This window comes from Pseudomonas sp. G1002 (assembly GCF_013385455.1).
In the GTDB taxonomy this organism is placed as follows: Bacteria; Pseudomonadota; Gammaproteobacteria; order Pseudomonadales; family Pseudomonadaceae; genus Aquipseudomonas.
The window spans coordinates 205,812-219,060 of sequence record NZ_JACAPY010000036.1; the positions used below are offsets into that span (position 1 = coordinate 205,812).

14 protein-coding genes are annotated in these 13,249 nt (G+C 60.4%); 12 read left to right on the forward strand and 2 right to left on the reverse strand.

The window, feature by feature from the left end:
* Window positions 1–232: 232 nt before the first annotated feature.
* From ccoN to ccoP, 4 genes are read left to right on the forward strand one after another with little or no spacing between them, the layout of a single operon-like run.
* Window positions 233–1,675 carry a cytochrome-c oxidase, cbb3-type subunit I gene (gene ccoN / locus HX801_RS24495; protein ID WP_003219015.1) on the forward strand — a complete coding sequence of 481 codons (1,443 nt, stop codon included), beginning with the start codon at window positions 233–235 and terminating at the stop codon, window positions 1,673–1,675.
* A complete protein-coding gene (gene ccoO / locus HX801_RS24500; RefSeq protein WP_003193167.1) occupies window positions 1,675–2,283 on the forward strand; it encodes a cytochrome-c oxidase, cbb3-type subunit II in 609 nt (202 codons plus the stop codon). Before ccoN ends, ccoO begins: the two co-directional genes overlap by 1 nt.
* A 5-nt stretch (window positions 2,284–2,288) precedes the next feature.
* Window positions 2,289–2,474, forward strand: a complete 186-nt coding sequence (locus HX801_RS24505; protein ID WP_008437575.1) for a CcoQ/FixQ family Cbb3-type cytochrome c oxidase assembly chaperone — start codon at window positions 2,289–2,291, stop codon at window positions 2,472–2,474.
* A complete protein-coding gene (gene ccoP / locus HX801_RS24510; protein WP_003219020.1) occupies window positions 2,471–3,448 on the forward strand; it encodes a cytochrome-c oxidase, cbb3-type subunit III in 978 nt (325 codons plus the stop codon). The genes HX801_RS24505 and ccoP overlap by 4 nt, the downstream gene beginning before the upstream one ends.
* 93 nt (window positions 3,449–3,541) lie before the next feature.
* Here the strand turns inward: ccoP and HX801_RS24515 are convergent, their stop codons facing one another.
* Window positions 3,542–4,222, reverse strand: a complete 681-nt coding sequence (locus HX801_RS24515; protein WP_023659084.1) for a hypothetical protein — start codon at window positions 4,220–4,222, stop codon at window positions 3,542–3,544.
* 632 nt (window positions 4,223–4,854) lie between these two features.
* On the opposite strand from HX801_RS24515, the gene HX801_RS24520 reads away from it, so the two are divergent.
* The 8 genes from HX801_RS24520 to hemN all read left to right on the forward strand — a co-directional run bounded on the left by HX801_RS24520 (window position 4,855) and on the right by hemN (window position 12,685).
* Window positions 4,855–5,109, forward strand: a complete 255-nt coding sequence (locus HX801_RS24520; RefSeq protein WP_003219024.1) for a type II toxin-antitoxin system Phd/YefM family antitoxin — start codon at window positions 4,855–4,857, stop codon at window positions 5,107–5,109.
* Window positions 5,109–5,519 carry a type II toxin-antitoxin system VapC family toxin gene (locus tag HX801_RS24525; RefSeq protein WP_102368383.1) on the forward strand — a complete coding sequence of 137 codons (411 nt, stop codon included), beginning with the start codon at window positions 5,109–5,111 and terminating at the stop codon, window positions 5,517–5,519. The genes HX801_RS24520 and HX801_RS24525 overlap by 1 nt, the downstream gene beginning before the upstream one ends.
* A 207-nt stretch (window positions 5,520–5,726) precedes the next feature.
* Window positions 5,727–7,142 carry a cytochrome c oxidase accessory protein CcoG gene (gene ccoG / locus HX801_RS24530; protein WP_003219028.1) on the forward strand — a complete coding sequence of 472 codons (1,416 nt, stop codon included), beginning with the start codon at window positions 5,727–5,729 and terminating at the stop codon, window positions 7,140–7,142.
* A gap of 14 nt (window positions 7,143–7,156) precedes the next feature.
* Window positions 7,157–7,696 carry a FixH family protein gene (locus HX801_RS24535; protein WP_008437568.1) on the forward strand — a complete coding sequence of 180 codons (540 nt, stop codon included), beginning with the start codon at window positions 7,157–7,159 and terminating at the stop codon, window positions 7,694–7,696.
* Between the two features lie 135 nt (window positions 7,697–7,831).
* A complete protein-coding gene (locus tag HX801_RS24540; RefSeq protein WP_177022900.1) occupies window positions 7,832–10,282 on the forward strand; it encodes a heavy metal translocating P-type ATPase in 2,451 nt (816 codons plus the stop codon).
* Window positions 10,283–10,304: 22 nt separating this feature from the next.
* A complete protein-coding gene (ccoS, locus tag HX801_RS24545) occupies window positions 10,305–10,523 on the forward strand; it encodes a cbb3-type cytochrome oxidase assembly protein CcoS (protein WP_003219033.1) in 219 nt (72 codons plus the stop codon).
* Window positions 10,516–11,199 carry a sulfite exporter TauE/SafE family protein gene (locus HX801_RS24550; protein ID WP_003219035.1) on the forward strand — a complete coding sequence of 228 codons (684 nt, stop codon included), beginning with the start codon at window positions 10,516–10,518 and terminating at the stop codon, window positions 11,197–11,199. The genes ccoS and HX801_RS24550 overlap by 8 nt, the downstream gene beginning before the upstream one ends.
* 103 nt (window positions 11,200–11,302) lie before the next feature.
* The gene (gene hemN, locus HX801_RS24555; RefSeq protein ID WP_003219038.1) at window positions 11,303–12,685 is read left to right on the forward strand and encodes an oxygen-independent coproporphyrinogen III oxidase; all 1,383 of its coding nucleotides are present in this window, start codon (window positions 11,303–11,305) and stop codon (window positions 12,683–12,685) included.
* A 7-nt stretch (window positions 12,686–12,692) separates the two neighbouring features.
* Here hemN and HX801_RS24560 read toward each other — a convergent pair whose 3' ends face one another.
* Entirely contained in the window at window positions 12,693–13,169 is a 477-nt protein-coding gene (locus HX801_RS24560) for a hypothetical protein (protein ID WP_177022901.1), read from the reverse strand.
* Between the last annotated feature and the right edge of the window lie 80 nt (window positions 13,170–13,249).

Consider the following 13,249-nt stretch of genomic DNA (forward strand, 5'->3'; position numbering starts at 1 on the left):
AGCTGCTTGTTTACACACACTCAGTTACAAGTACCTTCGACCCGTTTAAAATCCTGTCCAAGTCGTCAGCTTTTAACCCTGAATTTTGTCCTTACGCCAAACATGGAAAGGGCGCAGAATCTGGTTTGGAACGCATTGACGCAGGTCACCTTGCGTTGCAATGGAATCTTGCTTTCTCCATACTTGCGACCGATTTTTACCCTATAAAAAAACTAAACCGTGGAACCTTAGAATGAGCACAGCAATCAGTCCGACTGCTTATAACTATAAGGTAGTCCGCCAGTTCGCCATCATGACGGTGGTCTGGGGGATCCTTGGCATGGGGCTCGGCGTTTTCATTGCCTCGCAACTGGTTTGGCCAGAGTTGAATTTTGGCCTGCCATGGACGACATTTGGACGCCTGCGCCCGTTGCACACCAACCTGGTGATTTTCGCCTTCGGTGGATGTGCACTGTTTGCCACTTCTTACTACGTCGTGCAGCGAACCTGCCAAACGCGACTGATTTCCGATGCACTGGCGGCCTTTACCTTCTGGGGTTGGCAAGCGGTCATCGTGGGCGCGATCGTCACCCTGCCGCTGGGCTACACCACCACCAAGGAATACGCCGAGCTGGAATGGCCGATCGCCATTTTGCTGGCGATTGTCTGGGTGACCTACGCAGTGGTGTTCTTCGGCACCATCGTCAAGCGCAAGACCAAGCACATCTATGTCGGCAACTGGTTCTACGGGGCATTTATCCTGGTGACGGCGATGCTGCATATCGTCAACCATGCGTCCTTGCCGGTCAGCTTCTTCAAGTCCTACTCGGCCTACGCCGGTGCGACGGACGCAATGATCCAGTGGTGGTACGGCCACAACGCCGTAGGTTTCTTCCTCACCACCGGCTTCCTGGGGATGATGTACTACTTCGTGCCGAAACAGGCCGAGCGTCCGATCTACTCCTATCGCCTGTCCATCGTGCACTTCTGGGCCCTGATCACCCTGTACATCTGGGCAGGTCCGCACCACCTGCACTACACCGCATTGCCGGACTGGGCCCAGTCCCTGGGCATGGCGATGTCGATCATCCTGCTCGCGCCAAGCTGGGGCGGCATGATCAACGGCATGATGACCCTGTCGGGCGCCTGGCATAAATTGCGCACCGACCCGATCCTGCGGTTCCTGGTGGTTTCCCTGGCGTTCTACGGCATGTCGACCTTCGAAGGCCCGATGATGGCCATCAAGACGGTCAACTCGCTGTCCCACTACACCGACTGGACCATCGGCCACGTACACGCCGGCGCCCTCGGTTGGGTAGCGATGATTTCCATCGGCGCGCTGTACCACATGATCCCGAAACTGTTCGGCCGTGCGCAGATGCACAGCGTCAGCCTGATCAACACCCACTTCTGGCTGGCCACCATCGGTACCGTGCTCTACATCGCCTCGATGTGGGTCAACGGCATCACCCAGGGCCTGATGTGGCGTGCAATCAACGATGACGGCACCCTTACCTACTCCTTCGTCGAAGGGCTGCAAGCCAGCCATCCGGGTTACATCGTGCGCGCCCTGGGCGGTGCGATCTTTGCCAGCGGCATGCTGTTCATGGCCTACAACGTGTGGCGCACCGTGCGTGCCTCCGACCCTGTAGAAGCCGAAGCCGCTACCAAGATCGCCGTTGTGGGAGCTCACTGATGAAGCATGAAGTAGTCGAGAAGAATATCGGCCTGCTGGCCTTCTTCATGGTCATCGCCGTGAGTATCGGCGGCCTGACCCAGATCGTTCCGCTGTTTTTCCAGGACGTGACCAACAAGCCGGTGGAAGGCATGAAGCCGCGCACCGCCCTTGAACTGGAAGGCCGCGACGTCTACATCGCCAACGGTTGTGTCGGCTGCCACTCGCAGATGATCCGCCCGTTCCGTGCCGAAACCGAACGCTACGGCCACTACTCGGTCGCCGGTGAAAGCGTGTGGGACCACCCATTCCTGTGGGGTTCCAAGCGTACCGGCCCGGACCTGGCCCGGGTCGGCGGTCGTTACTCCGATGACTGGCAGCGTGCGCACTTGTACAACCCGCGCAACGTGGTGCCCGAATCGAAAATGCCGGCGTACCCGTTCCTGGTCGAAAACAAACTCGACGGCAAGGACACCGCCAAGAAGATGGAAGTCTTGCGCACCCTGGGCGTGCCCTACACCGACGAAGACATCGCCGGCGCGGCAGCGGCCGTGAAGGGCAAGACCGAAATGGACGCACTGGTGGCCTACTTGCAAGGCCTTGGCACCATCATCAAAAGCAAACGGTGATCTGGATGGATATCGGGATGATTCGAGGCCTGGGCACCGTTGTCGTGATGGTGGCCTTTATCGGCCTGGCCTTGTGGGTGTTCAGCCCCAAGCGCAAGTCGGAGTTTGAAGACGCGACGTTGCTGCCCTTCGCGGATGATCCCGAAGCCATCAAGCACGTCGTGGAAGCGTCTAGGAGTAACAAAGAATGACTACGTTCTGGAGTCTGTACGTCACAGTCCTCAGTCTGGGTACCATTTTCGCCCTGACCTGGCTGCTGCTGTCGACCCGCAAGGGCCAGCGCGCCGAGCAAACCGATGAAACCGTCGGCCACTCGTTCGACGGCATCGAGGAGTACGACAACCCGCTGCCCAAATGGTGGTTCATGCTGTTCGTCGGCACCATCATCTTCGCCCTCGGTTACCTGGCGCTGTACCCTGGCCTGGGCAACTGGAAAGGCCTGCTGCCGGGCTACAACTACCTCGACAACGACAAGCAAACCCCGTTTGCCAATGGCCAGACCGGCTGGACCGGCGTGCACGAATGGGAAAAGGAAATGGCCAAGTCGGACGCCCGGTTCGGGCCGATCTTCGCCAAGTTCGCCGCCATGCCGATCGAAGAAGTGGCCAAGGACCCGCAAGCCTTGAAGATGGGTGGCCGCCTGTTCGCCTCCAACTGCTCGGTGTGCCACGGTTCCGACGCCAAGGGTGCCTACGGCTTCCCCAACCTGACCGACGCCGACTGGCGCTGGGGCGGCGACCCGGCCACCATCAAGGAAACCATCATGAAGGGCCGCCACGCGGTGATGCCGGCGTGGGCCGAAGTCATTGGCGAGCAAGGCGTGGCCGATGTGGCCGGCTTTGTGGTGACCAACCTCGATGGCCGCAAATTGCCGGAAGGCGCGAAGGCAGACGTGGCCAACGGCGAGAAACTCTTCGCCGCCAACTGCGTGGCGTGCCACGGTCCCGCCGGTAAAGGTACACCCGCCATGGGCGCGCCTGACCTGACCCACCCTGGCGCGTTCATCTACGGTTCAAGCTTCGCGCAACTGCAGCAGACCATCCGTTATGGCCGTCAAGGCCAGATGCCTGCGCAGGAGCAGTTGCAGGGCAATGACAAGGTGCACTTGCTGGCGGCCTATGTTTACAGCCTGTCCCATGGAGACAAGGCAGCTGAGGAGCAGTAAGCATTAAAACCAAAAAGCCCCGCGCAGCCAATGATGCGCGGGGCTTTGGTAATGGGGCATTGGTGGAACTCAACTTACCCCGAGGACGAGGCGTTACCGTTCTTCATGCACTTGGTCCATTCTTTTAATAGCAGCGTTGATCGCCCCCCGATCAGCCGATTTAGACCAATCCGTCAGTCCTAACTGTGCCACTAACTCAGGACGACTCAAGATTTCCCGCGCGACCATCGCTTCATCTGGGCCGCGATCATGACGCGTCCCATCCGCGATGTTCTTCAGTGAAGCGTAAGTCACACCCTCCCTGCGATCAATTCCACCCCAACCGCGCTCCGGGTAATAGGTGTCATATTCATTCAGGAGCTTTTGCGCCAGTTCTTTATCACTCATCGTGGCCAGGGGAAACCCCATATTCTGACCCACGGTTATGATACTTTCACGATCGATTTTGCCATCGTGCTTATGCTTTCCGTACCCATCGAGTTTCTCCATGAGTACAGGATTTTCCAGCAGCGAACGGGCAAAATTCATGTCGTCACTGCTGTAGCCACTCTGCGCAGAGGCATACGCAACCTGTCGTAGAGAGTCGCGGGTGATGTAGTCTGGTTGCGCAGGGTCGGCATACTTATCAAAGTTTCTGAGTAGACGGTCGGCCACCCGATAATCATTCCAACTACTGAATTGCTCTACGCTGATGCCAGAGGATACTGGCAGCGTCGAAGCCGATGGTGGAACGGCTCCAACATTATGCGTGTCATTAGCACGTTGAATGGTCATTGGTTTCCTCGATTTGAATAACGTCAAAACAAAATAAATTTATCGGCGCGCAAGAGACCTAGGCATAACGTTCAACAATTGCTCATCAAAGGTTTCATCGTGGTAAGCCGCGCGCTGCTACAAAACATTGCCGAACACTGATCCAGACTTGATCTCAACGTCGGCATTTCCTGCGTGGCAATAACGCGATCAGCGTTCCTACAACAAACGTTTCATTCTGTGTAAACAAAGGCTCGTTTGGGCCTAAGAACTGTTATCGCAGAAGCGTCAGCTTCCTAACCAATCGTTGTAGGTTATTTAACAGCGCAAAAAGCAGTTATAAAAACGCCACCACACCGGCCCGTAGACCACTCCTGATTTACTTACTCACCACCAGGAAGTCGCAAGGGAAACGGCAAGGTGCACTTGCTGGCGGCGTATGTTTCGGACTGTCCCATGGGAACAAGCCGCCAGACGTCGTGTGAGGAAAAGCGATAAAAAAAACGGCCCCGCCAGTGGAGATTGGCGGGGCCGTTTTGTTTTCAAGTCGAAAAAGTCGTCACCGCCAGCAACGCATCTACATTTGAGATTGATCAAGAAAACCGCAGGTAGTAACGTGACTACATTCGTACTCCATACGGAGGTTAGCCCCCATGACTATCACCACCATTTCCAGCCGTGAATTCAATCAAGACACAAGCGGTGCCAAAAAAGCCGCCCGCCAAGGCCCGGTTTTTATCACTGACCGGGGCAAGCCTGCCCATGTACTGCTAAGTATTGAGGACTACCAAAAACTGACAGGCCTCAATGCCGACATCGTTGACCTGTTGGTGATGCCTGAAGCGGCAGATATCGAGTTCGAAACCGAACGCGCCGTGATCACTCATCGACCCGTGGACTTCACTTGATGTATCTACTCGACACCAACGTCATCTCTGAACTGCGCAAACCCCAGGCCGATGCCAAGGTCGTCGCCTGGGCCAAAAGTGTCATCGCGCCACGGATGTATATTTCAGCCATTACCTTGAAGGAACTGGAAACAGGAGTCCTGCGAATGGAGCGGCGTGATCCCGCCCAGGGGAAGGTTTTGCGCACATGGCTCAAGCGCCATGTCATGCCGGCGTTTGATGCCAGAATCCTGCCGATTGATGCAGCAGTTGCCCTGCGCTGTGCCAGCTTGCATGTGCCAGACCAAGCCAACGAAAGTGACGCGCTGATCGCTGCAACCGCGCTGGTTCATGGGCTGACAGTGGTCACCCGCAACATCGGCGACTTTCAATCCAGCGGCGTCGCGCTGATCAATCCATGGGACGAATGACCGGTAAGGCTGCGAAAACCGTCCATACTTCACAAGTCAATTGACCCAGATCACGTACACCATCAATTGATTTCCCCCAACGCGACCAAAGGTCGCACCCGTCGAAGGGTATCAGGGGCGTATCATTAGGCCACTGCAACACCCCTATTTTGACCCCGGCTGGCACGTACTGGCCGAGGCAAATCTCCACTGCCGTGGGATGCAATGATGAGCAACCAGATTCCGGTACATGACGTTACTCCGCCTGCCAAAAATTCGAATAACACCGTCGATCTCTACGCATCGCGGGAGAAAATCTACACCCGTGCCTTCACCGGCTTGTTCCGCAATCTGCGGATGCTCGGGGGTGCCGGTTTGTTCCTGCTCTACTTCGGCACCGTGTGGCTGAACTGGGGTGGCCACCAGGCTGTCTGGTGGAACCTGCCGGAACGTAAATTCTTCATTTTTGGCGCGACTTTCTGGCCCCAGGATTTCATCCTGCTGTCGGGCATCCTGATCGTGGCGGCGTTTGGCCTGTTCTTCATCACCGTGTATGCCGGCCGCGTCTGGTGCGGCTACACCTGCCCGCAAAGCGTGTGGACCTGGATCTTCATGTGGTGCGAAAAGGTCACCGAAGGCGACCGCAACCAGCGCATCAAGCTGGACAAGGCGCCGATGAGCGCCAACAAGTTCCTGCGCAAGTTCGGCAAGCACAGCCTGTGGCTGATCATCGGCTTCGTCACCGGCATGACCTTTGTCGGCTACTTCTCGCCGATCCGTGAACTGGTGTTCGATTTCTTCACCGGCCAGGCGGATGGCTGGTCGTATTTCTGGGTCGGCTTCTTCACCCTCGCCACCTACGGCAACGCCGGCTGGCTGCGCGAGCAGGTGTGCATCTACATGTGCCCGTATGCGCGTTTCCAGAGCGTGATGTTCGACAAGGACACGATGATCGTTTCCTACGACCCGCGCCGTGGCGAAGTCCGTGGGCCGCGCAAAAAAGGTATCGACTACAAGGCCCAGGGCTTGGGGGACTGCATCGATTGCACGATGTGCGTGCAGGTGTGCCCTACCGGCATCGACATCCGTGACGGCCTGCAGATTGAATGCATCGGCTGCGCGGCCTGCATCGACGCCTGCGACAACATCATGGACAAGATGGAATACCCGCGCGGGCTGATCAGCTACACCACCGAGCACAACCTGTCCGGGCAGAAAACCCATAAGCTGCGCCCGCGCCTGATCGGTTATGCCCTGGTGCTGCTGGCGATGATCAGCCTGTTGGTGGCCGCCTTCTTCGTGCGCTCGCTGGTGGGTTTCGATGTCAGCAAGGACCGCGTGCTGTACCGCGAAAACGCCGAGGGCCGGATCGAAAACGTCTACAGCCTGAAGATCATGAACAAGGACCAGCGCGACCACACCTACGTGCTTGACGCCGCAGGCCTGCCAGACCTCAAGCTGCAAGGCCGGCGCGAGATCAAGGTAGCGGCCGGGGAAATCTTCAGCATGCCGGTGGAGTTGTCGAGCGCACCGGAACAACTGCCGTCGAGCACCAACGAGGTGAAATTCATCCTCAGGGATGCCGATGACGACAGCGTCCACATTGAAGCCAAGAGCCGATTCATCGGCCCACAAGTCCGTTAATAGAGAGCCGAACAATGCCCGCAGCTACTGCCGCAAGCCCCTGGTACAAGCACCTCTGGCCCTGGATCATCATTGGGATCCTGACCTGCTCGGTGACATTGACCTTGTCCATGGTGACCATCGCGGTGAACAACCCCGACAACCTGGTCAACGACAACTATTACGAGGCCGGCAAAGGCATCAACCGTTCCCTGGACCGCGAACTGCTGGCCCAGACTCTGCAACTGCGGGCCAAGGTGCACCTGGACGAGTTGACCGGCGAAGTCGAATTGCACCTGACCGGCAACAGCGGGCCCGGCACCCTGGAGCTGAACCTGATTTCGCCGACCCAGCCGGAGAAGGATCGCAAGATCATCCTGACCCGCAGCGACAGCGAACCCGGCCGCTACATCGGCCAGGTGACCGACAAGGTCGAAGGCCGCCGCTTCGTCGAGCTGCTGGGGGTGGAAGGCGACCGGACCTGGCGTATGTTTGAAGAAGAACAGGTCAGCCATGACAAGGACTTGCTGCTGGGCGACGAGCCGCTGCAGGGTGCTGAAGACCTGAAAAAATAGAGCGTCACCTGTTTGATCGTTCCCACGCTCTGCGTGGGAATGCATCCCGTGACGCTCCGCGTCACAAGAGCGGACGCGGAGCGTCCAGCGAAGCGTTCCCACGCAGAGCGTGGGAACGATCATCGGAACTGAGCCATGACCACCCCAATCCCCTGCTACCACTGCGCCCTGCCCGTGCCGCCCGGCAGCCGGTTCACTGCCGTGATCCTCGGCGAGCCCCGCGAGCTGTGCTGCCCGGGCTGCCAGGCGGTGGCCGAGGCGATTGTCGCCGGTGGCCTGGAAAGCTATTACCAGCACCGCAGCGAAGCCTCGGCCAACCCCGAGGCGCTGCCGGTGCAACTGGTGGACGAGCTGGCGCTGTATGACCGTGCCGATGTGCAAAAGCCTTTCGTGCGCCACGACGGTGACCTGTCGCAAGCCACACTGTTGATGGAAGGCATCAGTTGCGCCGCCTGTGGCTGGCTGATCGAAAAACACCTGCGCAGCCTGCCCGCCGTGGCCGAGGCGCGGCTGAACCTGTCCAACCACCGCCTGCACGTGCGTTGGGCCGATGGGCAACTGCCACTGAGCCAACTGCTCGGCGAGTTGCGCTACATCGGCTACGCCGCCCACCCGTATCAAGCCGACCGTGCCGCTGAACAACTGGCCAGCGAAAACCGCCTGGCCCTGCGTCAACTGGGGGTGGCCGGGCTGCTGTGGTTCCAGGCGATGATGGCGACGATGGCCACCTGGCCGGAATTCAATATCGACCTGAGCCCGGAGCTGCACGTGATCCTGCGCTGGGTCGCGATGTTTCTGACAACGCCCATCGTGTTCTACAGCTGCGCACCGTTTTTCAAGGGGGCGATGCGCGACCTGCGCACCCGCCACCTGACCATGGATGTTTCGGTGTCCCTGGCCATTGGCGGTGCCTACCTGGCCGGAATCTGGACCGCCATCACCGGCACCGGCGAACTGTATTTCGATGCAGTCGGCATGTTTGCCCTGTTCCTGCTGGCTGGGCGCTACCTGGAGCGTCGCGCCCGGGAACGTACGGCGGCAGCCACCGCGCAGTTGGTCAACCTGTTGCCAGCCTCGTGCCTGCGCATGAGTGCCGACGGGCAAAGTGAACGGATCCTGCTCAGCGAACTGGCCCTGGGCGACCGGGTACTGGTGCATCCGGGGGCGGTGCTGCCGGCAGACGGCATCATCCTCGACGGCCAGTCGAGCATCGACGAATCGCTGCTGACCGGCGAGTACCTGCCGCAACCACGCCAGGTCGGCGATGCCGTCACTGCCGGCACCCTCAACGTCGAAGGTGCGCTGACCGTCGAAGTCCGCGCCCTGGGCCACGACACGCGCCTGTCGGCCATCGTGCGCCTGCTGGAGCGGGCCCAGGCGGAGAAACCCCGGCTGGCGGAGATCGCCGACCGCGCCGCCCAATGGTTCCTGTTGTGCTCGTTGGTCGCCGCTGCGGTCATCGGCCTGGTGTGGTGGGAGCTGGATTCGTCACGGGCGTTCTGGATCGTCCTGGCGATGCTGGTTGCGACCTGCCCTTGCGCCCTCTCACTGGCAACACCCACCGCCCTGACGGCAGCCACCGGCACCCTGCACAAACTCGGGCTGCTGCTGACCCGCGGCCACGTGCTGGAAGGCCTGAACCAGATCGACACGGTGATTTTCGACAAGACCGGCACCCTTACCGAAGGTCGCCTGGCGTTGCGCGCGATCCGCCCGTTGAGCCTGCTGGGCAGCGACGAGTGCCTGAGCCTTGCGGCGGCGCTGGAGCAACGTTCGGAACATCCGATCGCCCGCGCATTCGGCCGCGCGCCGTTGGCGGCGGATGAAGTGCTCAGCACGCCGGGCCTGGGCCTGGAAGGCCGCGTCGGTGACCGCCGGTTGCGCATTGGCCAGCCGGGTTTTGTCTGCGAACTGAGCGGCTGCGCCCTCCCCGCCTCGCCGAAGGAAGCCGGCCAATGGCTGCTGCTGGGCGACACCGGCGGCGCCCTGGCCTGGTTTGTCCTGGATGACCGCCTGCGCAGCGACGCGCCCGCCTTGCTCGCCGCCTGCAAGGCACGCGGCTGGCGCACGTTGCTGCTGTCGGGAGACAGCTCGCCGATGGTTGCCAGTGTCGCCGCCGAGCTGGGCATCGACGAAGCCCATGGCGGCCTGCGCCCCGATGACAAGCTGCAAATGCTGCAACAGCTGCACAAGGAAGGCCGCAAGGTGCTGATGCTCGGCGATGGCGTCAACGATGTGCCGGTGCTGGCCGCCGCCGATATCAGCGTGGCCATGGGCTCGGCCACCGACCTGGCCAAGACCAGCGCCGACGCGGTGTTGCTGTCGAACCGCCTCGACGCCCTGGTACAAGCCTTTACCCTGGCCCGGCGCACCCGCCGGGTAATCATTGAAAACCTGCTGTGGGCCGGGCTGTACAATGGCCTGATGTTGCCGTTTGCCGCCCTCGGCTGGATCACTCCCATCTGGGCGGCGATCGGCATGTCCCTCAGTTCGTTGACCGTGGTGCTCAATGCCCTGCGCCTGACTCGCATGCCGAGCACGCCAGCCGTGAGCCCCGCCCCCGTAACCCGCCCGCTGCCGGCATGAGCCGCGCGGGCATGGAGTGCAGATGCCAGCTCTTTACGTGATGATCCCGGCGGCGCTGTTGATCGTGGCCATCGCCATTTACATCTTCTTCTGGGCGGTGGACAGCGGCCAGTACGACGACCTCGATGGCCCGGCCCACAGCGTGCTGTTCGATGACCAGGACCCGAACCACCTGGCGGCCGTCGATGAAGCCAACGGCCCTGAACAACCGCCCAAGCCGAAAGATCCGCCCCATGCTTGAACTGGCGCCCCTGCTGGTCTCGGCGGTGATCCTCGGCCTGCTGGGCGGCGGCCATTGCCTGGGTATGTGTGGCGGCCTGATGGGCGCGCTGACCCTGGCGATTCCCAAGGAGCAACGCAGTCGGCGCTTTCGCCTGCTGCTGGCCTACAACCTGGGGCGCATCCTCAGCTACGCCACCGCCGGCTTGCTGATCGGCCTGGCCGGCTGGGCCGTGGCCAACAGTCCGGCAGCGATGTTCATGCGCATCCTCGCCGGGCTGTTGCTGATCTGCATGGGCTTGTACCTGGCCGGCTGGTGGAGCGGCCTGACCCGTATCGAAAGCCTCGGGCGCGGCCTGTGGCGGCATATCCAGCCGGTTGCCAACCGTTTGCTGCCGGTGTCCAGCCTGCCCCGGGCGTTGCTGCTGGGTGCGCTCTGGGGCTGGTTGCCGTGCGGGTTGGTCTACAGCACGTTGCTGTGGGCGGCCAGCCAGGGCAATGCGCTGGACAGTGCGGTGCTGATGCTCGCGTTTGGCCTTGGCACCTGGCCGGTACTGCTGGCCACGGGCTTAGCCGCTGATCGAGTCACCGCGTTATTGCGCAAACGCAGCGTGCGGATGGCCGGTGGCCTGCTGGTCATGCTGTTCGGCATCTGGACCTTGCCCGGGCCGCACCAGCACTGGCTGATGGGCCACTAGATCGCCATGTGGCATAGCGCCGCTCCCCGTTGATGCAAATCAAGATGGCTTCCCCACCCAGCCCCTAGACTCGGCCCACTAGCCTATCCGGGGGAACGCCCGCATGCTCGACGCCATTCGTTGGGACACTGATCTGATTCACCGCTACGACCTGGCGGGGCCACGCTATACCTCGTACCCCACCGCCGTACAATTCGACAGCCAGGTCGGCACCTTCGACCTGCTCCACGCCCTGCGCGACAGCCGCAAGGCCGTACGGCCCCTGTCGCTGTATGTGCATGTGCCGTTTTGCGCCAACATTTGCTACTACTGCGCCTGCAACAAGGTCATCACCAAGGATCGCGGCCGGGCTCACGCCTATCTGCAACGCCTGGAGCAGGAAATCCAGTTGGTGGCGTGCCACCTCGACCCCAAACAGCCGGTGGAGCAGCTGCACTTCGGCGGCGGCACCCCGACCTTTCTCAGCCATGACGAGCTGCGTCAGGTCATGGGCCGCCTGCGCCAGCACTTCAACCTGCTGGACGATGACTCCGGCGACTACGGGATTGAAATCGACCCGCGGGAAGCCGATTGGGCGACCATGGGCCTGCTGCGTGAACTGGGGTTCAACCGCGTCAGTATCGGCCTGCAGGACCTGGACCCCGAAGTGCAGCGTGCGGTGAACCGCCTGCAAAGCCTGGAAGAAACCCGCGCAGTGATCGACGCAGCGCGCACCCTGCAGTTTCGTTCGATCAATATCGACCTGATCTACGGTTTGCCCAAGCAGACACCGCTGAATTTCGCACGCACCGTGGAAGAAGTCATCAGCCTGCAACCGGACCGCCTCTCGGTGTTCAACTACGCACACCTGCCGGAACGGTTCATGCCCCAGCGACGGATCAACACCGACGACCTGCCCTCCCCGGCGGAAAAACTGCTGATGCTGCAAACCACCATCGAGCAGTTGACCCGGGCGGGCTACCGCTACATCGGCATGGACCACTTTGCCCTGCCGGACGACGAATTGGCCGTCGCCCAGGAAGAAGGCACGCTGCAACGCAACTTCCAGGGCTACACCACCCATGGGCATTGCGATTTGATCGGGCTTGGGGTGTCGGCGATCAGCCAGATCGGCGACCTGTACTGCCAGAACAGCAGCGACCTGAACCACTACCAGAACGCCCTCGCCGGCGCGCAACTGGCCACCAGCCGTGGGTTGTTATGCACCACGGATGACCGGCTGCGACGGGAAGTGATCCAGCAGTTGATCTGCACGTTCAGCCTGAATTTCGAGAAGATCGAACAGGCTTTCAACATCGATTTTCGCGGCTATTTCGACGAACTCTGGCCGCAACTGGAGGCGATGACCGAGGACGGACTGATCGAACTCGACCCACAGGGCATCCGCGTATTGCCGGCGGGGCGCCTGCTGGTACGCTCGGTGTGCATGGTGTTCGATGCCTATCTGGAGCACCAGAATCGGCAACGATTTTCGCGGGTAATCTGAACCTGTCCTACTTCGCCAGCAGGGCCATCGCTTCCAGCTGCGACTCGGGAGACTCGTCCTTCAAGGCCTTGGTCAACTGCGATTGGGCCGTCATCAAGCCGGCCTGCAATGTCGCGATATCACTCTGCAAGGCGGCCACTCTGGCCTGCCTTGCCTGCGGGGTCTTTGAGGCGTCGGACATGGCAGCTGAGAGCTGAGCCATCTTCTCGGCGAGCTGTTTTCTCATCTCGCGAATCATTTTCAACAACTGCTTGATGTTGTCTTTCAGGTTGCTGTCGTCAATGTCCTTGTTGGAGTTGGTGCTGGCCTTGGAGGCTTTCAGCCCCGCCCCCGAGATATCCACCACCAGTCCTTGGGGCTTGGTGTCAGTGGTCCGATCGGTCGAAGACGCTTGGTCTTTATCGTCTGCAGCGGGGTCTTTTTTCGCATCAGGCACGGTTAGCGAAGAAACAATGGCAGGGTTGGTTGCGCCAATGGAAAGCATGATCTGAGCCTCCAGCTCTAGGAGTGACAATCTTGTATCGACCTCGATACAAAATTCTTTATACCGCTGCTGCTTTTTTG